We start from the raw sequence: 20,487 nt of genomic DNA, 5'->3' as shown, positions 1-20,487 counted from the left end.
ATAGCGGACCTTCTAAACGAGGTCCGTCTATGGCGAAGACACTATAATCTACATTGGACCGACCAATGCTTGTTTGGCGGTTCACGAGCTATAAGGATCGCACCCATATCATTCGATAATCGGGCACGAGATAAAATTGGCCGCTTTACAATGTTGCCGTATTCGTCAGATATCGAGCACCAGATTGACGGTCTTGGATCCCGAGCAGCAAACCATTACCGCGGTGTTGGCGGCCTTTTCGTCCTCGGTCAGGAAATGGTCGCGATGGTCGGGAACGCCGGCGAGCACCTTGACCTCGCACGTACCGCACACACCCTCCGAACAGGCGAAGCCGACATTGACCCCGGCGCTAAGCAGCGCGTCGAGCATGGTCTCACCTTCCTCGACCGCGATGGTCTTGCCGCTCTTGCGCAGTTCGAGCGTGTAGCCACCCTCGACCGCAAGCTCAGTCTCGGCTGAGAAATACTCGATATGGGCGTGCCCCTTAGGGCGATCCGCGCAGATCGCGACAAACGCGTCGAGCATGCCGGTCGGACCACAGCAATAGAGATGCGCGTCAGCCGGCGCTTTGGCGACGACGCCCGCGAGATCGAGCCGAACCACGCCCGGCTCGCCGTCGAACACCAGTTCGGTCTGTGCGTAGCCTTCGACGCGATCGACATAGGCGGCGCGGTGGCGGTTGGCGGCAACATAGTGCAATTCCCATGTCTTGCCGAGCGCTTCGAGCCGCGCGATCATCGGCAGCATCGGCGTGACGCCGATCCCGCCAGCGATCATCACGGTGTGCGAAGCCGATTCGTCCATAGGAAAATTGTTCTTCGGCGCTGATACTTCGATGATCTCGCCGACCCGCCAATTCTCATGGATATGCTTCGATCCGCCGCGACCATCGATCGCATGATGCACCGCGATCTCATAATACGGCGTCGTGGCGGGATCGTTGACCAGCGAATAGCTGCGCGCAAGCCCCGAGGCCAGCTGCACGTCGATATGCGCGCCCGGATCGAAGCGTGGCAGCACCTCGTCCGGCATCGGCTCGAGGATGTACGAATTAATTCCGTCGGCTTCCCAGCGGATGGTGCGAAGGCGGGTGCGCATCAGCGGATCTTTCCGCAGAACGAGGGCAAGGCTTGAAGCGCGATGGATCCGCACTCCAACGACTGGCGAGAAAGGGTAATCACGTGGGCAAACCTTACACAATGAGGGAGGCCGGCGCATGGATCGCGCTGGCCAACGCACCTTACTCGGCGGGCTCGGGCTCCTTGGCGCCCCAGCGCACCGCGGTCTCGAGCTGCGCCTGATAGGCGTCGGTCAGCGATACGGCCGGGTCATGCAGGAACGAGCCCGCGCGCGCGCGGTAGAATAGGTCGGGATTGGCAACACCCGGCGCAGGTGTGCCCTTGTCGCGCAGCGCACGTGCCGCAAGCAGCACGCGGCGCCGCGTGCGGGCGATCATCTGGTCGGTCGGCGCGAGATTTTCGAAGCTGTGGTCGGTGATCGGCCCCATGCTCTCGGTCACCGCCTGGTCCTGCATGGTAATGTTGGGAATGCCGGTAAACTGCACGCCGGTACGCTGCTCCTCGCGGTCGATCGCCCAGTCGTTATGGATACTGTCGGCCGAGCGCCAGCGCCCGTACCAGTCGGTGGTGTTGGGGACGTATTTGATCGTGTCGTAGAGCGGCGTGCCGTCCTTGAGTGTTGAGGTATAGGCCGGATTGCCAGCATCGGTGCCGCCGGTGATGTCGAACAGCATCGAATGTTCGTCGTCGATCGGCACCCAGGCGCGCGCGATTGCCCGGGTGGCGAAGCGGTTGTTGGGCGTCTGCGTCCAGAATGGGAACATGTAGTGCGCGACGCGCCACGACATCTGGCCGTCGTCGTTCGGGCGGAACGCGCCGTACATCACGCCCCAGTCGGACTGCTGTACTTCATATTCGGGTGAGCGATTGAGCACCGTGGGGCGCATCGGATGATCCTCATCGAGATCGTCGAGCGTCAGCGATCCCACGTGCAGAAAGCCGACATGGCTCGTGTCGATGTCCCCTTCGAGCGCCTGGAGCCAGTTGCAATCGCGCTGCAGACACCAGATCTCGGGATCGGCGATCATCGTCGCCTCGATGTCGGGCATCGGCGGCGGACTGTCCTGATTGGCCCCCATATAGACCCAGATCAGGCCGTTGCGCTCCTGCGTCTTGTACGCCTTGGCGTGGACTTTTTCTTTGAAGTCCTGGCGGGCGGGGACGCTCGGCATGTCGACGCACTTGCCGTCGACGTCGAATTTCCAGCCGTGATAAACGCAGCGAATGCCATTCTGCTCGTTGCGGCCGATGAACAGCGAGGCGCAGCGATGGGGACAGCGATGATCCATGATGCCAACGCGTCCTGAGCTGTCGCGGAAGGCGATAAGCTTCTCGCACATGATCATCAGGCGCAGCGGATCGCCATCGGGGACCACTTCGGAGGAGAGCGCGGCCGGCATCCAATATTGGCGCATAAACTCGCCCATGACCGTTCCAGGGCCGACGCGGGTCAGATCAATGCTATCATTGGACTGCATTTCAGCGTTTTCCTCACCATTATGTGCCGCCGCTATGCGGGTGGCATCGCGTGGCTGTGCGCCGCTGTCGACACCGCCTTTCGATGCAGCTGCACCTATTCATCTCTGTTTCGGCGGTTAGAGGGTGGCTGGCCACGCACCCAATTGGAACTTTACGAAATCCATTCAGAAACCGGGATAATGCTTTTAGCCCTATTGCCTATTAGGGATATTTGCCGTCTTCAGGCCGCGAAGCAGGCGGCACAGCCTGCTCGTTTCTAGGGGAGGGCCCAGACCATGCGTACGAAATATCTCACCTCTTCCGCGCTCGTCGCAATCGCCGCCTTTGGCGCGATTCCCGTGGCGGCACAGCAAGTTACACCCGTTCCTGCGGCCGCGCGGGAAGTCCCGCCCTCCCCCGTCGCCGCGCCAACGGCAGCCGACGCCGCGCCTGCTGCGGTCGCGACACCAGGGGTAGAGGGTGACATCATCGTCACCGCGCAGCGTCGCGAATCGACCGTGCGCCAGGTGCCGTTCTCGATCGCAGCATTCAGCGGCGACCAGTTGCGCAGCCAACAGGTGTTCAGCCCGGCCGCGTTGACGCAGACCGTACCTGGCATCACGATCAACACCTCGGACAAGTCGTTGTCGATCGTCGCGATCCGCGGCAACGTCTCGACGTTCCGCACCGCGACGCTCGACACGCCGGTCGCCTTCTTCCTCGACGACGTCTATTACATCGCCAACAACGACCTCAACGCCAACTTCTATGACACAAGCCGCGTCGAGGTGCTGCGCGGGCCGCAGGGCACGCTGTTCGGCCGGAACGTAGTGGGTGGCGCGATCTCGGTGTTCACCAACAATCCCGCCTTCAAGACCGATTATGCCGCCTCGATCACAGGCGGCAACGCCGGCTATCTGCGCACCGAAGGCATGGTCAACGGCGTCGTGCTAGAGGACAAGCTCGCCGCGCGCATCGCCTTCAGCACCGAGCGTTCGGACGGCCTAATCAAGACGCCCAACCAGCCCGGCAATTTCGGCGAAGTCGACAGCGAGAGCGTACGCGGCAAATTGCTATTCACCCCCACCCCGACGCTCAAGATCGTCGCCAGCGCCGATTATTCGCACAGCACCGGCAATGGCGGTTCGGTCCAACTGATGGTCGGCGGCAATGGCGCGATCCCGGCGACCTTCGGCAATTATCGCCAGGAGAAGTGGGTTAACAATGATTACGCTCGCGCGCCCTTCTCGCAGCGGTTGCGCGGCGGCTATCTGCGCGGCGACCTCGACCTATTCGGCGGCGCGCTGACCTCGATCAGCGGGTATCGCCTCAACGACAGCTCGAGCTTCCTCGACAATCTGCCGACCGGCACCGTCCAGCCGGTGTTCGGCCTCGGCCAGAGCGTACGCAATCGCAGCTTCACGCAGGAGGTGCGCTTCGCGTCGGGCGCCAACCGCCTATCCTATGTCGTCGGCGCCTATTTCCTGTCGGCGGACGTCGCAACCAAGAACATCTTCGATTACAGCCCGCTGCCGGGTTCCTCGATCGGCGGGGCGATCCCGCCCAATCCGAGGGTAACCAACATTACCCGCCAGCAGAGCGGCCATATCCGCAGCCTTGCGGCGTTCGGCGAATTCACCTTTGCGCTGACCGACCGCTTCTCGCTCGCCGCCGGCGGCCGCTACACCAGCGATCGCAAGTCGGTGGTGTACGACGCCTTCTCGACCACGAATACCGGACCGATCGCGGTGTTCGCCTTCCCGGGCACCGTCCACGCGGCCGGAGAGCAGACCTGGAACGCGTTCACCCCGCGCTTCACCGCGAAGTGGAAGCCGATCGACGAGGTCAATCTGTATGCAACCTATGTGAAGGGCTTCAAGAGCGGCGGCTTCGTCGACAATGCCTATCTCAACCCGACCATCCCGCTGAACCCTGAGAAGGCGACCAATATCGAGATCGGCGCCAAGTCGCGTTTCCTCGACAACAAGATCGATATCAACGTCTCGGTGTTCCGCCAGGAAACCAAAAACCTGCAGAACTTCTCGGGCGCGGGCGGTCTGGCGCACACCTATAACGGTACCTCGCTCGCCAAAGGCCTGGAACTCGAATCCGTCGTGCGCTTCACCAACAATTTGCGCATGAACCTCAATTACTCGCACATCGTCGGCACCTACACGTCGCTCAAGGATCCCGCGGTAGTCGCCAATTATTCCGGCAATCCTATCAAATATACTCCGCGCGACGCGGTGATCGTCGGTGGCAGTTACAAGCACGATCTGACCAATGGCGCGCTGACGCTGCAGAGCGACTTCAACTTCTCGACCCGCGTCCACACCGACGACGCAAATACGCTGCCGCTCTATGGCAACATCTACGATGCGACCAAGGGACGCACGCTCAACACCCGCCTCACCTACGACTCCGCCGATGGCCGTTGGAGCGTAGGCCTGTGGGCGAAGAACGTCCTGAACCGTTACCAGGTGGTGCTCGCCGACGACATCACCAGCTTCCTCGTGGCGCCGGGCAACAATCGCTACTGGAAGGTGTTCACCAACACCCCGCGCACCTTCGGCGCAACGCTCTCGTTCAAGAAATAAGTCCTCGGGCAGGCCGTCACCAAGGCCTGCCCTTTTTTCGTGGAGTTCCCATGTCCGACGCGATCGTGCTTCCTGCCAATGGCAGCTTCTCCTTTGCCGGACGAACCGCGCTGGTAACGGGCGCGGGCAATGGCTGCGGCGAAGCGATCGCCCGAGAAATCCACGCCGGCGGCGGCAAGGTCGCGGTCAGCGACGTCAATCTCGAAGCGGCTATGCGGGTCGTGGAGTCGCTTGATCCGTTGGGCGAGACCGCGGTCGCGGTGGTGCTCGACGTACGCAAAAAGGGCGACTTCCTGGCCGCGCGCGACCGGCTGGCGGGACTGTGGGGAAATATCGACATAGTCGTGAATAACGCCGGCTACGCCAAGCGCACCCCCACGCAGGATATCACACCCGATGAGTTCGACGAGATCGTCGCGATCAACATGCGCAGCGTGTTCCTCAGTTGCCAGATCTTTTCTGAGCATATGAAGTCCAACGGCTATGGCCGGATTGTCAACATCACCTCGCTCGCCGGGCAGAATGGCGGTACCGTCGCCTCGCCGCATTATGCTGCATCCAAGGCGGGCGCGATCATGCTCACCAAATATTTCGCACGCTATGTAGCCGATAGCGGCGTGACGGTGAATGCGATCTCGCCCGGCCCGATCGATACGGCCAAGGCGCGCCTGTCGCCCGAGCAGATCGCGCGCGTCGAAGGTGAAGTGCCGATCGGTCGCTTCATGCAATTGCAGGAAATCGCTGCCGCCGCCGCCTTGCTGGCGTCCGATCGCGGCGGCTTCTTCGTCGGGGCGACACTCGACATGAACGGCGGGCTGTACCTGCGGTAATCCCGGTTATCGAATGGTCGCTTTGCTTTTCGATTGGCAGAAACGCGCGCCGCATCACACTATCGAATCAATAGCCGGACGTCTGCAGCGATAGTTCGGCACGGCGTCCGGCCCATGCACCGGCGCGCCGAGAGCCTGGAGAGTGCAAATGTTTCTACGCGATATCTGGTACGTCGCCGCCTTCTCGACCGATGTTGCGCCGGGCAAGCATCTGGGCCGCAAATATCTTGGCGAGGCGGTTGTGCTGTTCCGTACCGAATCGGGTGAGATTGCCGCGCTTGAAGACCGCTGCAGCCACCGCGCGATGCCGTTGAGCTCGGGCCATGTCGATGGCGAGGTGATCCGCTGCTGCTACCACGGCGTCGAGTTTGACAAGGCCGGCGCCTGCACACGCATCCCCAACCAGGCGCGGATCCCCACCGCCGCCAACGTCCGCGCCTATCCGGTGGTCGAGCGCGACCAGTTAATCTGGATCTGGATGGGCGAAGCCGCCGAGGCGGATCCTTCGAAGATCATATCCAATCCAGAACATAACGACCCGAAATGGTCGTGGCGGCCGAACTATTTTCACGTGAAGGCCGACTGGCAGCTACTGGTCGACAATATCATGGATTTGACCCACGTGCCCTACATCCATGCCAACACGATCGGCGGGAATCCCGACCAGCATTACGGCGCCGACACCAAGGTTGAGACCGACGGCAAGAAGATCACTCTGATCCGCCACATGCCCAATTCGGTGCCGCCCAAATCTTATATCGACGCCGGCGGCTTCAAGGGCCGTGTGGATCGATGGCAGGAAGTACGGTTCGAGCCGGAAATGGGCTTGGTGCTGCGCGTAAACGCCGGCGGCTGCGAGGTCGGCAGCGGCGCGTACGAGGGCAAGCGCGATAGCGGCTTCATGCTCGCCAACAATCATCTGGTGACGCCCGAGACGGAGACCAGCACGCATTACATGTGGACTATCTGCACAACCGCACCGAAGGAAAGCGGCGTTCCCGAAGTGCTGTTTGACCAATTCTACGACACGATCAAGGAAGACGAGGATACACTGGAACTCCAGCAGCAGCGGATCAACGACATGCCGGGGCGCAGCTTTGTCGGCATCGCCAGCGACGGCGCGGTCAACCAGACGCGGCGCCTGCTCGAGGCGATGCACGGGCGCGAGCAGCAAGGAACGGCGTCGGTCGCGGCATGACCGGGTGCGGTCGGTATGGCGCTGCCATGCCGACCGCAAGGGACGGCTTCCGCTGAAACGACGCGATGGATGTTGGAGCATAGTGCGGATGGATTGAACCCTCTCGGTCACCCGCTAAAGCGAGGATGCCGCGGCCTTGACCCACACCAGAAGTAGAAGCTTTGCCCTCGCTTTCGCGAAAGTGACGGGTTGGGCCGAAAGCCATTATTCGTCAGATGATAAGTCCCGACCGCCGGCTCAGCCCAGGCTGCGCCAGCGATGTCGGTTCAGCGCCTCTCACGCTGGCAGCGGCAGCCGCGCTACGTTAATGATCTTGGCCTGAGTGAATTCCTTCATCCCGTCGAGCCCCTGCTCGCGGCCGATACCAGATTGCTTGGCGCCGCCGAACGGAATGTCGAACGGCATGTCGAGATGCTTGTTGACCCACACCGTGCCCGATTGGATGCGCATCGCGACTTCCAGCCCGCGTTCGGGATTGCTAGTCCAGATCGTGCCGCCTAGCCCGAATTCACTGTCGTTGGCGCGGTCGATCACCTCGTCGAGCGAGTCATAGGCGAGCACCGGGAAGACCGGCCCGAACTGCTCCTCGCGCACCAGCCGCGCATCCTCTGGCAAATCGCGGATCACGGTCGGCGCGATGAAATATCCCTCGCGGCCGAGCCGTTCGCCACCGACCACCACCGTCCCCTGCATCTTGGCGTCGTCGATCAGTTCGAGCACCTTCTCATATTGCTGCCGGTTCTGCAGCGGGCCGACTTGCGCGCCCTGGTTGAGACCGTCATCGACCACCGCGGCGGCGCCGAGCCGCGCAAATTCGGCGCACAGATCGTCCATCATCGCGCGCGGCGCATAGACGCGCTTGACCGCGAGACACACTTGCCCAGCATTGATCATCGCTGCGTCGAACACCGGGCGGGCGACGGCCTTGACGTCGGCATCGTCGAGGATGATCGCGGCGTCATTGCCGCCCAGCTCGAGCGTCAGCCGCTTGAGCGTACCCGCAGCGCTCGCCATCACGCGCTTTCCCGTCGCGGTCGAGCCGGTGAAGCTCACCTTGTCGACATCGGCATGGTTGGTCAGCGCGGCGCCCAGATCGTTGGCGTCGATGATGATGTTGAGCACGCCCGGCGGCAAGATATCGGCGGCGAGTTCGCCCAGCAGGGCGGTGGTCAACGGCGTCGAGGGCGCGGGCTTGGCGACCATCGTATTGCCGATCGCCAGCGCCGGGGCGAGCTTGAGCATCAGCAGGATCACCGGGAAGTTCCACGGCGTGATCGCGGCGATGACGCCAAGCGGTGTGCGCTGTTCGAGGATCTTTTCCGCGGCGGTCTCGCGGATCATTTCGAGCGGCAGTTCCTGCGCGCCGAAATAGCGCAGCGCGGCGATCGATCCGCCGATCTCGAACTGCGCCTGCGGCGTCGGCTTGCCCTGTTCGCGCGTCAGCAAATTGCAGAATTCCTCCTGGCGCGCCTCCATCGCGTCGGCCAGCTTTTCGAGGCAGGCACGGCGCTCGGCATGCGGGCGCGCGGCCCATATGGGAAACGCCGCTTTCGCCGCGGCGACGGCGGCATCGAGTTGCGCTTCGTCGGCGCGCGCGCAGGTTTCGAAGACGCGCCCGGTCGCGGGATCGATCACGTCGAGCGTCGCCGCGCCTTCGGTCAGCTGGCCGTCGATCAGAAGCTTGTACGCCATTGAAAATGTCCTTGAAGAAAAAGGGGCGCCCGCCATGCGAAACCGGGCGCCCAGGGGGCTCAGAGTCGGGCCGAGAGCGACACGCCGAAAGTCCGCGGCCGGCCGGCGAAGCGGACGGTCGTGTCGGTAATGCGCGTCGCATTGGTCCAGTAATATGTGTCGAACAGGTTCCGCACGAACACCGTCACGCGGTATTTCTTCCCGCCGATGCTCGCACCTGCGCGCAGGTCGACCAACGCATAGCTGTCGATGTCGAGCCCACCCAGTGCGGTCAGCGCCGCAGACGGAGTCAGCGTCGCGTCGCCGAGCACCGCCTTGGTCGCGCTCTGATAGCTCACGCTCCCGCCGATGAAGGGCGCGATGCCGTCGCCGGCTTTCCATTCATATTGCGCATCGGCCACGCCCTGGAATTTTGGGGTGTAGGGGAAGGCCGACCCGCTGAAGTCGCGCACATTCCCATAGCTGTCATAGTTGGAAAAGCTGCGGCGGATCTTGGTGTCGATATACGTGCCGGCGAGACTGACGTTGAACCCACGCACCGGCGCCAGATCAAGCTGGATCTCGGCGCCCTTGACCGAAGATTTGGGCACGTTGACCAGCGCCTCGAGCGGGCCGAACACATCGGGCGTCGCGACGACGCGGCCCTTGAGCTGCTTGTCGCTATAATCGTAATAGAAAACCGCCGCGTTGAGCTGGGCGCGGCGACCGAGCGTCGCCTTCACGCCGGCCTCATAGGCGAGCACCGATTCTTGCGTGACCGGCCTCAGCTGGTTGGCATCGCTCGCCGACAGGATCGGGAAGCTGCCCGATTTGTAGCCGCGGCTGGCCGAGACATAGAGCAACAGGTCGCGGCTCGGCTTGTAGTCGATCCCGGCGCGCCACGAGATATTGTCCTGGCTCAGCCGGTTACGGACCTCGCCAACGGTGAGCGTCGCCGAATTGATCGTGACGCAGCTGTTCGCCGGGATCGCGATCGGGGCGAGCCCTGCCCCGCCGCGAATGAAGTTGAGCAGGTTCTGGATCCCCTGCCCAAGCGCAAAGCCGCGATCTGCGGTGCACCCGGCATAGTCGATCGAGGTGTCGGTATAGCGGATTCCGCCGTGGAGCGTGACCTTGTCCCCGAGCTTGTAATCGACATTGGCAAACGCCGCCTTCGTGCTGAACGTCTGGTTACTATACTGCGCGTAGACGAAAAACGGCACCGGGCTGAGCCCGGCATCGACCAGCTGATAGGCCGAGGTCGCATCGTTATACGGGCCGGCATTGTCCTGCTGGAATACCTTCTCGCGCGCGTAATTGCCGCCGACGATATAGGTCAGCCGGTCGCCGATTTTGCCCTCGAGCCGCAGCTCCTGCGAGAACGAGGTGATCGTGCCGACCGTGTTGTAGAAATAGTCGCGCGACGCCACGCCGTCGGGATCGACATCGGTATCGTGATGGTAGCGCGAATAAGCGGTGATCGAGACCAGGCGCAGCTGATCCGCCACGTCGACATTGGCGTGTAGAGACGCCTGGTAGAACCAATTGTCGCGCTTGGGCTCCTGCCCCGGCGACCAATCGGCCGCGCGATCATTGGCGGGCGCGACTGGATAGGTCGCGAGCGCACCGAGCCGCGCAGGGTTGCCTAGCGGCACCACGCCGATCAGCTGCGCCGCCTGTCCGTCGCTCTTGTCGATAAAGCCGTTGAGGTTTAGCTCGAACGAAACTTTGTCGGTCGGCTTGAAGTCGAGCAGCAAGCGCCCGGTCGAGAAGTTGCTGTCGCCGAGCTTGGCATCGCGCGTGTAGCTGCGCTGCCATGCGCCGCCCTGCTCCGTGCGGGCGGAGATGCGCGCGGTCAGCGTGTCCGACAGCGGGCCGCTGATGAATCCACCAAGATCGACCTTGCCGAAATTGTCGACGCCGGCATCGAGCCCGGCTTTCAACACGTTGGTCGGCTTGGCCGCGATATAGTTGATCGCGCCGCCAGTCGCGTTCGAGCCGAACAAGGTGCCCTGCGGCCCTTTCAGCACTTCCACCCGCTCGAGATCAAGCGTCGCGCCGCGTGTCAGGATCGAAAAGGGCAGCGGCACTTGGTCGAGATACACGCCGACGGTCGGCTTCGCGCCGAGGCTGGTATCGTAGAAACCGATGCCGCGCAGCGTGAAGACCGGCGTGGCATAGGCGCTCTCGGTATAGCTGAAGCCGGGCACGACCTTGGCGAGATCGGCGACATCCTTGACACCCTGGCGCGCCAATTTGTCACCCGATGCCGCGGTGATCGACATTGGGACGTCGTTCAGCACCTGCTCGCGCTTTTGCGCGGTGACGATGATGTCCTGCAGCCCCCCGTCATCGGCCGACGGCGTTGCGGGTGCCGGGCCCCGCGCCACAGGCGCGGTCTGGGCACTTGCGCCGCTAGCAAGGCTCAAGGCAAGTGCCGCAAACGAAACGCCGGTTACCGCGAAAACGCTGTTACTTTTCATGACACTCTCCTGGATTGGCCGATGCTTGTGCTCGACCTTTGGTATTTTAAGCGTCGACGCGCCGGCTCACTTTTTCTTGAAGCGGATCGGCAATTTCTTGTAGCCGCCAACGAAATTGGTCTCGACGAGCTTGGGATTGCCGGCGAGTTCGACCGACTCCAGATGCGGCATCAGTTCCTCGAACAGGATGCGCATCTCGAGCTTGGCGAGATGCTGGCCAAGGCACATGTGCGGCCCGAAGCCAAAGGCGACATGCTTGGCCGAAGAGCGCCGCAGGTCGAAAGTGTCGGAGTCGCTAAAGACTTCCTCGTCGCGATTGCCGGAGGGATAGCACAGCATCAGCCGATCTTGAGCGTAGACGGTCTGCTCGCGCACCACCGTGTCGCTGACCGAACTGCGCATGAAATGCTTGACCGGACACGCCCAGCGCAGCGCTTCGTCGATCATCGGGCTGATCAGCGCCGGGTCGGCCTTCACCATGTCAAACTGTCCGGGGAAGGTTGCCATGCCGTGCATTCCGCCGGCCGCGGTCGACGAGGTTGTGTCGTGTCCGGCCGTGGCAATCGCGACATAATAACCATTGGCCTCCTCGCGCGGAATCGGCTGGCCGTTCACGCTCGAATTGGCGATGACCGAGAGTAGATCATCGGTCGGATTTCGGCGACGTTCGGCGCTGAGATCGTCGAAATAGCTGTAGAAATCCTGCAGTGAGGCGTACCACATTTTGGCCGCGGCGACCGGATCGTTCACCATTTCGGGACGCTGTTCCTCGGGATCGTGCACCCCGAAGAATTCCTGCGTCAGCTTGAGCATCTGCGGCTCGTCTTCGCTCGGCACGCCGAACAGGCTCATGATAACGCGCAGCGGGTAATGCAGCGCGAAATCCTGCATAAAATCGCACTCGCCATCAAAGCTCAGCAGGTGATCGACCGACTGACGCGCCAGTACGCGGATCTGCTGCTCGAGCTTGGCGATCCGGCCCGGGAGGAACCAGCCCGACGTGACCGAGCGGAATGCCGCATGCTCGGGTGCGTCCATGTACGTCAGCGAGGAAATGACGCGCAGCGAGCCACCGTTGATCGAGCGGGTGAAGGCGTCGCCAGCCTGACTGGTCAGCACCGCGTTATGGTCGCCGCTGTGAAACTGCTTCGCTTCGAGCTCGATTTTTCGGATGTCGGCATATTTGCTGACCAGCCAGATCGAATCATAGCCTTCGACTTCGGCGACACCGAGCGGCATGTTTTCGCGCAGCCACTTCAGCGCGGGATAGATGACATCGTCGCTGGCATAGGATTTGGGCGAGACCACGATCTGCGCGATTTCGTCCGGAATTTTCGGACGCGTGTCTGCCTGTAGAATCGTCGCCATATCGCCTCATCCTCTCGACACCGGTGCTGATGCACTGCCACTCAACGAACCGATTTTACGTGTTGCGTTGACGCGATACGTAATTCAATTTGAGGAGGTGTCAAAGCAAATATGCGGACCTATTAATGGTCCGACCTATCTCGGAGAGTAAAAACATGAAAATCACTGCTGCCGTCGTCCGCACCGCCGGAGCGCCCTTCACGATCGAAGCGCTTGAGCTCGAATCGCCACGCGCCGACGAGGTCCTGGTGCGAATAGTCGCGACTGGCCTGTGTCACACCGACCTCGTCGTCCGCGATCAGTTGCTGCCAACCCCATTGCCGGCCGTCCTGGGCCATGAAGGGTCTGGCGTGATCGAGGCGGTCGGTGCCGATGTGCACGATCTCGCGCCCGGGGATCACGTCGTACTTGGCTTCGCGGCGTGCCGCGAGTGCCAGCCCTGCGTTGCCGGCGAACCCAGCTATTGCGCGCATTTCGCGGGGCTCAATTTCGGCGGTTCGCGACCCGACGGGTCGAAAGCGCTCGCCGATGTCGATGGTGCGGTCTCCAGCCATTTTTTCGGGCAATCGTCCTTTGCAAGCCATGCGCTGGTCGCGGCGAAGAATGTCGTGAAGGTCGCCACGTCTGCGCCGCTGGCTTTACTGGGGCCGCTCGGTTGCGGCATCATGACCGGCGCGGGCACGGTGCTCAACACGCTCGATGTCGGCCCGCAGGACGTGGTGCTTGTCAGTGGCGGCGGCCCGGTTGGCCTCAGCGGCGTCATGGCGGCCGCCGCGGCGGGCGCGCAAACGATCATCCTGGTCGATCCGCTGGCCAGTCGCCGGGACTTCGCGCTGACGCTCGGGGCGACCCATGTCGTGGATCCCACCGCCGGCGCGGTGGAGGGTCAGGTCCGGGCGATCGTGCCCGGCGGCGCGACACGGATCCTCGAGACATCGGGCAACATGACGGCGATCGAGCAAGCGGTCGCCGTGCTCGGCAGCCGCGGCAAGCTAGCAATGGTCGGCGTGCCCAAAGCGCTCGACGCGACCGTGACCGTCGCCGCGCTTCCGCTCGTGTCGCTCGGCGCCTCGATTTGCGGTGTCACCGAGGGCGATGCCGATCCCCGCACCTTCATCCCCCGGCTAATCGCATTGTATGAGGAAGGTCGCTTCCCCTTCGACCGGATGATCACCGAATATCCGATCGCCCAAATCAACCAAGCGGTCGAGGATCAATACGCCGGGCGCTGCGTGAAAGCCGTGCTGACGATGTAGCAGAGGCCGAACCGGGCAGCGCGAGCGCAGTCGCGTCCGGCTGCCCGGTACGGATGTTCTTCATGAATTCCTTGCGGCGGAGCAGGCCGAAGAAGTTGAGCATCAATGGCAAGGCGCGTTCGATCATCGCTGCGGCCGCGTCTTCCGCGATCAGCCCCTCGGTGCGATCGAGGAAGGTTCGCGCTTCCCAGCCAGCGACGAACCGCGCGGCCTCGACATAGAAATCGAGCATCTTCGGACTGAAATCGAGGTCTTCGAGGAAACCCTGTTGGCGCATCTCGCCCCAGATCGACACCAATTCCGCGTCGGTGATCGAGACCGCTTCGCCGGCCGAATCCGGGACAATTTCGATCGCGCCAAAGGCGGCGAGAGAGCGTGCGTCCCGCCGGGCGTGACGATACCGCCCGGCAAGCGTGGCCAGCGGCACGAGATGTTCGTCCAGTCCGACGCGCGCGGCGACCAGCTGTTCGAGATGCGAAAAAGCGTTTGCGTTGACGCGTTGATCCGGCGGATCGCCGTTCATCATCGCGCGGATTTGCGGAAGCGTGAGGCGGCTGTCCTGCTGCAGTTGCCGCACCGCGGCAATTGCCTTCACATGCTCTTCGCCATAGTCGGCGACGGTCTTGCGCGGTCGCGTCGGCTGAGGAATGACCTCGTGCCGAAGATAGACGCGGATTGTCTCGCGGTGGACACCCGTCCGAAGTTCCAATTCCCGCATCTTCATGGTGATGCTACAGCACGGTAGCCAGCCGCGTAGCAAGCCACCGCGGCTGAAACTTCGGACAACGCAATCGGCAGGCATGCTTGCGAGTCGTGATTTTGGTTGTCCAATGTAGGAGCCTTTCGAAATGCCGCGGGATATTCAGCTAACTTCAACGTGCGCCTCAAAGCACTCGCAACACCGTCGACTTCACGCAAGCCTACCCTCTTCGGACATGACGATCATCGTTCAGAAATGATCGCCGGCACTGACGTCAAATTGTCAGTCCAACGCCGACGCGTTGCGTTCCTGCCAGTTGCAGCGTTCGAATCTACTGTGGTTTAACGAAGGGCTCGTATCGGCTGTCAGGTGCCCCAAAGCGGACTAGCGGCTTTCCACTCAGAATTTGCCATCTTTCACGATCTTTAGTGCGCGGCGGATTCCCCGGGCGATGAACGGTTCGGAAGATAGCTTGGACGATGGCGAACATGACCGGCACGCTCGCCGCCTGCCGCTTCAATCCGGCTCGACGACTTTCGCGGGCCGACCACGCTTCGGTACTGGTGCGAGGTCAGCGGCCTTGGCGGGAGCTTTCTGACCCGGCTTTCGGCCAAGACCGATCTTCTTCGCCATGTCACGGCGCATTGCCGAGTAGGACGGTGCAGTCATGGGATAATCAGTCTTTAAGCCATACCGCGTTCGATATTCGGCGGGCGTGAGACCGTTGGTGGAGAGATGCCGCGTCAGCGTCTTATAGGGCTTGCCGTCGATCATTGAAATAATGACATCAGGATTTGCCAGCGACTTTCGTGAAGTGACTGCGCCGGTAAATTCCGGAGCGGCTTCCTCGGCAGAAGCTTCCGCCGGTGCGGATGAGAGGCCGATCAATGCGTCATGCATCGACTTCAAGAATGCTGGGACATCATCCGCCGACGTGCGGGTATTCGGGTTGGACAGCCATGCCATCGTTAATTCGGTAGCGAGTTTAACGGTGTTTGCAGTTTCATCAGTCAATGCGGATTTCCTTCCAAGCGGGCTTTTAGCGCGTACTTCGTAAATTCACCCTGAGCATCATTGGTGCCAAGTGCGTGAAAAATATAAATCTGCGACAATCAATTTAAGCTAAAAAAAGGCTGCTCAGCTATCTCCATCGATCTCACACAATACAAACCTTTTACACCTCAACCAACGCTAAGTCATGCCAGTACCGCTCGCGCGGCCGCCCGCTCCCCGTGCTCGAAGGCCTCCGCAAAACTTTCTAGGTCGGCACCGGTCATGCCAAGCGCACGCCCCTCATCCTTCCAGCCCGCGACAGCCTGCTCAATCGGCGCCAGCATTTCCATGGCGGGCGGAAGCGTAATGCGAAAGTACGGCAACACCGACATGAAAGCGTCGATAGTCGCCTCGGGGCCAACCTCTTCCGAAACCCAGGTTTTTAATTCGCGCAGTCGCTCTGGAAACGGGGTGATATCGAACGCCGGCGCCAGCCGCCACAGGCCACGATCAACGTGGAGGAAGCCGTGGTTCATCAGATGATCGTCGACGTTGGTGATCAGGATCGAGAAAGCGATCCTCCGCCATAGCTCTTCGATATCGGCCGTAGGAGCACTCCCGTGCACACGTAGCGCATCAACGATCTCGGTATAGGCGTGCTCCTGTGCGTCGCCGGGCTCCGCACCGATCATCGTCGCCGCCGAAACGTACATCAACCGCCCGCCCCCTGCGGGTCGATCAAACCGCCGGATTAGCGCGATCGCGTCGCCGTCGCTCTCGACCAGGCGGGCGTCAGCCGCGTCGATCCCGGCGCGGCGGGCCATATCGCCTGCAGGTACGAGTTGCGGACTACCAGCACTGGCACTTGCTCCCCATCCACCGTTCGCTGCTCGAAGCGGAACAGGCGGGATCGTGGCGCCTGCGCGCGCTCGAGCCTGGACAGCAACGCGATCGAGACGCCGGCGGCCCTTGCGACCTCTTTTAAGGTAACTTCCGATGCCAAGCGGATAGCTCTGATCCGCTCTCCGAATGCAATAATCAAACTTCCTTCGACACCCTCGACGAATTCCCGAATTCGGTCAGGCACCTGCTCCGGAGTGACCGGCAGCAGTCGTTCGACCCCCGGCATCTCGTCGATGAAGAACTGCCCGTCCCATTGAGGCCCGGCCGGATGCGCGACGTGCTCCCAACCGAGTTCAAGGGCGTCAAGCAACAGGTCTAGTGTCGTGGGCCCTGGCCACGCCGCACCACGCTCAATGTCGGAGAGTGTCTGCCGGCTGACACCGACCTTGGCCGCGATCTGAGCTTGGGTACCGTACTGATCGTCGCCAAGCCTCCCTTGGCGTCGATCCTGAAGAAATTTGCCAAGATCGTCACGCAACCGTCCTGCACCCCTTGGTAGGAGCATCCGGGCTAACGGGGCGCGGCGGCGCGACATGTCAGCATTTTGACATTTCTCATGGTCCGACACAAATACTTTGTCGGCTTTTTGCGTGGAGGCGACCGCGAGTTCCTAAAACCGATGAATGCTCCAGCATCAAGCCGCAACAACCGTACCTGATCCTGCACGGGTGTCCGAGGGAGTCACATCAATTCGGCTGGCTAACATCGACGATCTGTTACTGACATTGCTTGCGAAACGCCTGGCGCGCGCACTCATGCTCGATCAGGATCGCAGTGACGAACCGCTCAATGTCGAAAATTCAGACTAGTGCATCGATGATTAGCGATTTTAGCAGCCGACCGACATCAGGGGAACCGAGTGGCCAGCGGTTGATTCCCCGAAGAGTCGTCAGGATCATCGCGTCGGTACCCAGCGGCGCAGCACCTACTAGGAGACTATCGTGAGCGAACCAGCCATCGCCTATGGCCGCAAGAGCTTCGATGACCCGGACGAGCGCACGTCTTCCGTCGATGACCAGCACCTCTTCGCCGAAGCATATGCGCGCTCGCATGGCTTCGATCTGCTCGGCTTCTACGGCGATGACGGGATCACGGGCGCGACGATGGAGCGGCCAGGGCTGCAGGCGGCGCTCAAGGTGCTCGCTTCGGGGAAGATCAGGATCCTCATCATCGAAGACGTCGACCGGCTCGGGCGCGACGCTGAGCACATCCACCACATGGTGAAGCTGTTCCGGCTGTATCAGGTGACGGTCCATACGGTTTCAACCGGTCGCATCGACGACCTCGTATTCGCCTTCAAAGCCATTATCGGTGAACAGCAGCGAATGCGCATCGCCTATACGACACGCCGCGGCCTAAAGGGCAAGGCGCGCCGCGGCGGCGTGACCGGCGGGAAAGTTCTGGGTTACCGACGCGAGATAACCGCACAGGACGCAGGCGGGCGCGACGTTGACCGGCTGGCGATCGACGATCCGCAGTCCGAGCTGGTGCAGCGCATCTTCAACCTTTATTCCGAGGGACAGAGCCTGAAGCAGATTTGCGCGATCTTGAACCGGGATGGCATCCCCTCCCCTCGCGCCCGAGAGCGTGGAAAATACAACGCCGGCGTCTGGAACCCGACGACGCTGTCGGGCGACCCGAGCCTCGGCGAGGGCATCCTCAACAACGAGCTTTATATCGGGCGCCGCATCTTTAACCGTCGGATCTGGGTCGAGGTCCCCAATGACAATCGCGGCTTTTCGCGCCGCCCGCGCCTCAACCCCGAAACGGAGTGGATCATCAATGATCAGCCCGAGTTGCGCATCATCGACCAGGCACTGTGGGATGCGGTGAAGATCCGTCAGAAAGAAGCGCGCGCCGCGCGCGATGCGAAGTACAAGCTGACGGGCAATCCGCTGGCGGGCGCAAAGCGCCCTGCCCACCTACTGTCCGGGCTCGTCACATGCGGAGCTTGCGAGGCGCCCTTCCTCGCGACCGGTGCCGGCCGTTGGCGCTGCAAGGGTCATCGCACCGGGACCTGCACCAACGGGTCTATCACGGCGCGGGAACTCGAGGAGCGCGCATTGGCCGGGATCCGCGACCGGCTTCTGACCCCGGAAATCATTCGTCGCTTTGCCGCGAAGCTCCAGACGGAGCTCGAGGCGATGCATCGCGCCAACCATGCAGATCACCATCACGTAGAAGGCGAGCTCGTCGAGACGCGCCGGCGCATCGCCAAGCTCGTGTCGCGTATCGAGGAAGACGACGATGCGCCGCGCGCATTGACCGTCCGTTTGAAGGAACTTGAGACGATCGAGGCAGGTTTGGAGATTGCTCTGGTCAAAGCACCTGAGCCGACGGTCGTGCGGCTGCCGGCGAACTATGAAGTCGTCTATAGCCGAGCGGTCGCCGAGCTCGAGACACATCTGTCCTCAAGCGATGGCGCAGTCGCTAGGCAAGCGATCCGACCACTCATCGAGAAGATCGTTGTGCAGCCCGGCAGCGCGCGCGGCGGGAAGCGTCGCCCGATTCAGCTTTACGGCGACCTGTACCGAATGCTGGCGTTCGCGCAGAGTGCTTGCGCCCCAAACGCACAAAAGCCCCGTCCGGTGAGGGACGGGGCTTTTGTGATACCGTTGGTTGCGGGGACAGGATTTGAACCTGTGACCTTCAGGTTATGAGCCTGACGAGCTACCGGGCTGCTCCACCCCGCGACAGGGATTTTGTATGTTTTGCTCGCGAGCGCGAGTGGGTTTTAGATGACATGTAAATGGGTTCTCATGAGAGACACGAACGTTTTGTGTTCACCGGCTTCAATGCCTGGCGACGACCTACTCTTCCATCGCTTAAGCGATAGTACCATCGGCGCAGTCAGGTTTCACGGCCGAGTTCGGGATGGGATCGGGTGGGGCACTGACGCTATAGCCACCAAGCAATGGAGCCGGTGAACAGCAAAAAGTTCGGGTTCTTTCGGGGGGCCCAGCTTGCGCTGGGCTCCCAAAATCGATGTCCGTGCATACCTATGTGATGATGTAGTTTGTTCAATCAGGCGTTGCATTTGATCATCCGCCATCGGTGACGTGCTGGTTTACCCAGGATTGTCATTGATGGTGGGACTCTCAAGCGCGAATAGAGCAATTAGTATCGGTTAGCTCCATGGATTACTCCACTTCTACATCCGATCTATCAACGTCATGGTCTCTGACGGCTCTATGAAATCTTATCTCGAGGGAGGCTTCCCGCTTAGATGCTTTCAGCGGTTATCCCGTCCATACATAGCTACCCTGCTGCGCTCTTGGCAGAACGACAGGTACACCAGAGGTATGTTCAACCCGGTCCTCTCGTACTAGGGTCAACTCCTCTCAAATTTCGACGCCCACGGCAGATAGGGACCAAACTGTCTCGCGACGTTCTGAACCCAGCTCACGTACCACTTTAATTGGCGAACAGCCAAACCCTTGGGACCTGCTCCAGCCCCAGGATGTGATGAGCCGACATCGAGGTGCCAAACAACCCCGTCGATATGAGCTCTTGGGGGTTATCAGCCTGTTATCCCCGGCGTACCTTTTATCCGTTGAGCGATGGCCCTTCCACGAGGGACCACCGGATCACTATGACCGACTTTCGTCTCTGCTCGACTTGTCAGTCTCGCAGTCAGGCGGGCTTATGCCATTGCACTCTAACAGACGGTTTCCAACCGTCCTGAGCCCACCATTGCGCGCCTCCGTTACTCTTTAGGAGGCGACCGCCCCAGTCAAACTACCCGCCACAGAGGGTCCCTGATCCAGTTTCATGGATCGAGGTTAGACATCAGAAACAAACAGGGTGGTATTTCACCTATGGCTCCACGTCAGCTGGCGCCAACGCTTCATAGCCTCCCACCTATGCTACACAGTTTCTTCCTAATGCCACTCTGAAGCTGCAGTAAAGGTGCACGGGGTCTTTCCGTCTAACCGCGGGAACCCCGCATCT

At 61.5% G+C, this 20,487-nt stretch carries 14 protein-coding genes, 1 tRNA gene and 2 rRNA genes (1 of these 17 running past the window's edge); 5 read left to right on the top strand and 12 right to left on the bottom strand.

The genetic code is table 11. The annotated features are described in order from the left end of the window. Window positions 1-165: 165 nt before the first annotated feature. Together E2E30_RS04355 and E2E30_RS04350 are read right to left on the bottom strand one after the other, a co-directional pair. The gene (locus E2E30_RS04355) at window positions 166-1,098 is read right to left on the bottom strand and encodes a PDR/VanB family oxidoreductase (RefSeq protein WP_133187579.1); all 933 of its coding nucleotides are present in this window, start codon (window positions 1,096-1,098) and stop codon (window positions 166-168) included. Window positions 1,099-1,240: 142 nt separating this feature from the next. Further along, complete coding sequence (locus E2E30_RS04350; RefSeq protein WP_240699028.1) at window positions 1,241-2,506, bottom strand: Rieske 2Fe-2S domain-containing protein; 1,266 nt, start codon at window positions 2,504-2,506, stop codon at window positions 1,241-1,243. Window positions 2,507-2,833: 327 nt separating this feature from the next. On the opposite strand from E2E30_RS04350, the gene E2E30_RS04345 reads away from it, so the two are divergent. The 3 genes from E2E30_RS04345 to E2E30_RS04335 all read left to right on the top strand — a co-directional run bounded on the left by E2E30_RS04345 (window position 2,834) and on the right by E2E30_RS04335 (window position 7,162). Next, window positions 2,834-5,134, top strand: a complete 2,301-nt coding sequence (locus E2E30_RS04345) for a TonB-dependent receptor (RefSeq protein ID WP_133187575.1) — start codon at window positions 2,834-2,836, stop codon at window positions 5,132-5,134. 50 nt (window positions 5,135-5,184) lie between these two features. Continuing rightward, window positions 5,185-5,964 (top strand): SDR family NAD(P)-dependent oxidoreductase, encoded by a 780-nt coding sequence (locus tag E2E30_RS04340; RefSeq protein WP_133187573.1) that lies wholly within the window; start codon window positions 5,185-5,187, stop codon window positions 5,962-5,964. A gap of 148 nt (window positions 5,965-6,112) precedes the next feature. Next, window positions 6,113-7,162 (top strand): aromatic ring-hydroxylating dioxygenase subunit alpha, encoded by a 1,050-nt coding sequence (locus E2E30_RS04335; protein WP_133187571.1) that lies wholly within the window; start codon window positions 6,113-6,115, stop codon window positions 7,160-7,162. A gap of 276 nt (window positions 7,163-7,438) precedes the next feature. Here the strand turns inward: E2E30_RS04335 and E2E30_RS04330 are convergent, their stop codons facing one another. The 3 genes from E2E30_RS04330 to E2E30_RS04320 all read right to left on the bottom strand — a co-directional run bounded on the left by E2E30_RS04330 (window position 7,439) and on the right by E2E30_RS04320 (window position 12,684). After that, a complete protein-coding gene (locus E2E30_RS04330; protein WP_133187569.1) occupies window positions 7,439-8,854 on the bottom strand; it encodes an aldehyde dehydrogenase family protein in 1,416 nt (471 codons plus the stop codon). A gap of 59 nt (window positions 8,855-8,913) precedes the next feature. Then, window positions 8,914-11,316, bottom strand: coding sequence for a TonB-dependent receptor (locus E2E30_RS04325; protein ID WP_133187567.1), 2,403 nt, complete (start codon window positions 11,314-11,316; stop codon window positions 8,914-8,916). A gap of 66 nt (window positions 11,317-11,382) precedes the next feature. Then, complete coding sequence (locus tag E2E30_RS04320) at window positions 11,383-12,684, bottom strand: cytochrome P450 (RefSeq protein WP_133187565.1); 1,302 nt, start codon at window positions 12,682-12,684, stop codon at window positions 11,383-11,385. Between the two features lie 125 nt (window positions 12,685-12,809). On the opposite strand from E2E30_RS04320, the gene E2E30_RS04315 reads away from it, so the two are divergent. Next, window positions 12,810-13,940 (top strand): NAD(P)-dependent alcohol dehydrogenase, encoded by a 1,131-nt coding sequence (locus E2E30_RS04315; protein ID WP_240699027.1) that lies wholly within the window; start codon window positions 12,810-12,812, stop codon window positions 13,938-13,940. Here the strand turns inward: E2E30_RS04315 and E2E30_RS04310 are convergent. The 4 genes from E2E30_RS04310 to E2E30_RS04295 all read right to left on the bottom strand — a co-directional run bounded on the left by E2E30_RS04310 (window position 13,879) and on the right by E2E30_RS04295 (window position 17,014). Then, the gene (locus tag E2E30_RS04310) at window positions 13,879-14,742 is read right to left on the bottom strand and encodes a MerR family transcriptional regulator (RefSeq protein WP_206365637.1); all 864 of its coding nucleotides are present in this window, start codon (window positions 14,740-14,742) and stop codon (window positions 13,879-13,881) included. The two genes, E2E30_RS04315 and E2E30_RS04310, sit on opposite strands and share 62 nt — an antisense overlap. A 414-nt stretch (window positions 14,743-15,156) precedes the next feature. Further along, window positions 15,157-15,654 carry a MucR family transcriptional regulator gene (locus E2E30_RS04305; RefSeq protein WP_029622811.1) on the bottom strand — a complete coding sequence of 166 codons (498 nt, stop codon included), beginning with the start codon at window positions 15,652-15,654 and terminating at the stop codon, window positions 15,157-15,159. A 182-nt stretch (window positions 15,655-15,836) separates the two neighbouring features. Continuing rightward, window positions 15,837-16,457 (bottom strand): type II toxin-antitoxin system HipA family toxin, encoded by a 621-nt coding sequence (locus E2E30_RS04300; protein WP_133187563.1) that lies wholly within the window; start codon window positions 16,455-16,457, stop codon window positions 15,837-15,839. Continuing rightward, complete coding sequence (locus tag E2E30_RS04295; RefSeq protein ID WP_165954453.1) at window positions 16,385-17,014, bottom strand: helix-turn-helix transcriptional regulator; 630 nt, start codon at window positions 17,012-17,014, stop codon at window positions 16,385-16,387. Before E2E30_RS04295 ends, E2E30_RS04300 begins: the two co-directional genes overlap by 73 nt. Before the next feature lie 463 nt (window positions 17,015-17,477). Between E2E30_RS04295 and E2E30_RS21210 the strand changes: the two genes are divergently transcribed. Further along, complete coding sequence (locus tag E2E30_RS21210) at window positions 17,478-19,196, top strand: recombinase family protein (RefSeq protein WP_443018399.1); 1,719 nt, start codon at window positions 17,478-17,480, stop codon at window positions 19,194-19,196. Here E2E30_RS21210 and E2E30_RS04275 read toward each other — a convergent pair. The 3 genes from E2E30_RS04275 to E2E30_RS04265 form a co-directional block, all read right to left on the bottom strand. Continuing rightward, a tRNA-Met gene (locus E2E30_RS04275) sits at window positions 19,153-19,229 on the bottom strand. The genes E2E30_RS21210 and E2E30_RS04275 overlap by 44 nt on opposite strands. Window positions 19,230-19,333: 104 nt before the next feature. Then, window positions 19,334-19,448: ribosomal RNA gene (gene rrf / locus E2E30_RS04270) — 5S ribosomal RNA — on the bottom strand. 185 nt (window positions 19,449-19,633) lie between these two features. Continuing rightward, window positions 19,634-20,487 (bottom strand): 23S ribosomal RNA (locus E2E30_RS04265) (it continues 1,942 nt past the right edge of the window).

This window comes from Sphingomonas sp. AAP5, from assembly GCF_004354345.1.
Classification (GTDB): Bacteria; Pseudomonadota; Alphaproteobacteria; order Sphingomonadales; family Sphingomonadaceae; genus Sphingomonas; species Sphingomonas glacialis.
This window is presented reverse-complemented; position numbering and strand designations above follow the sequence as displayed.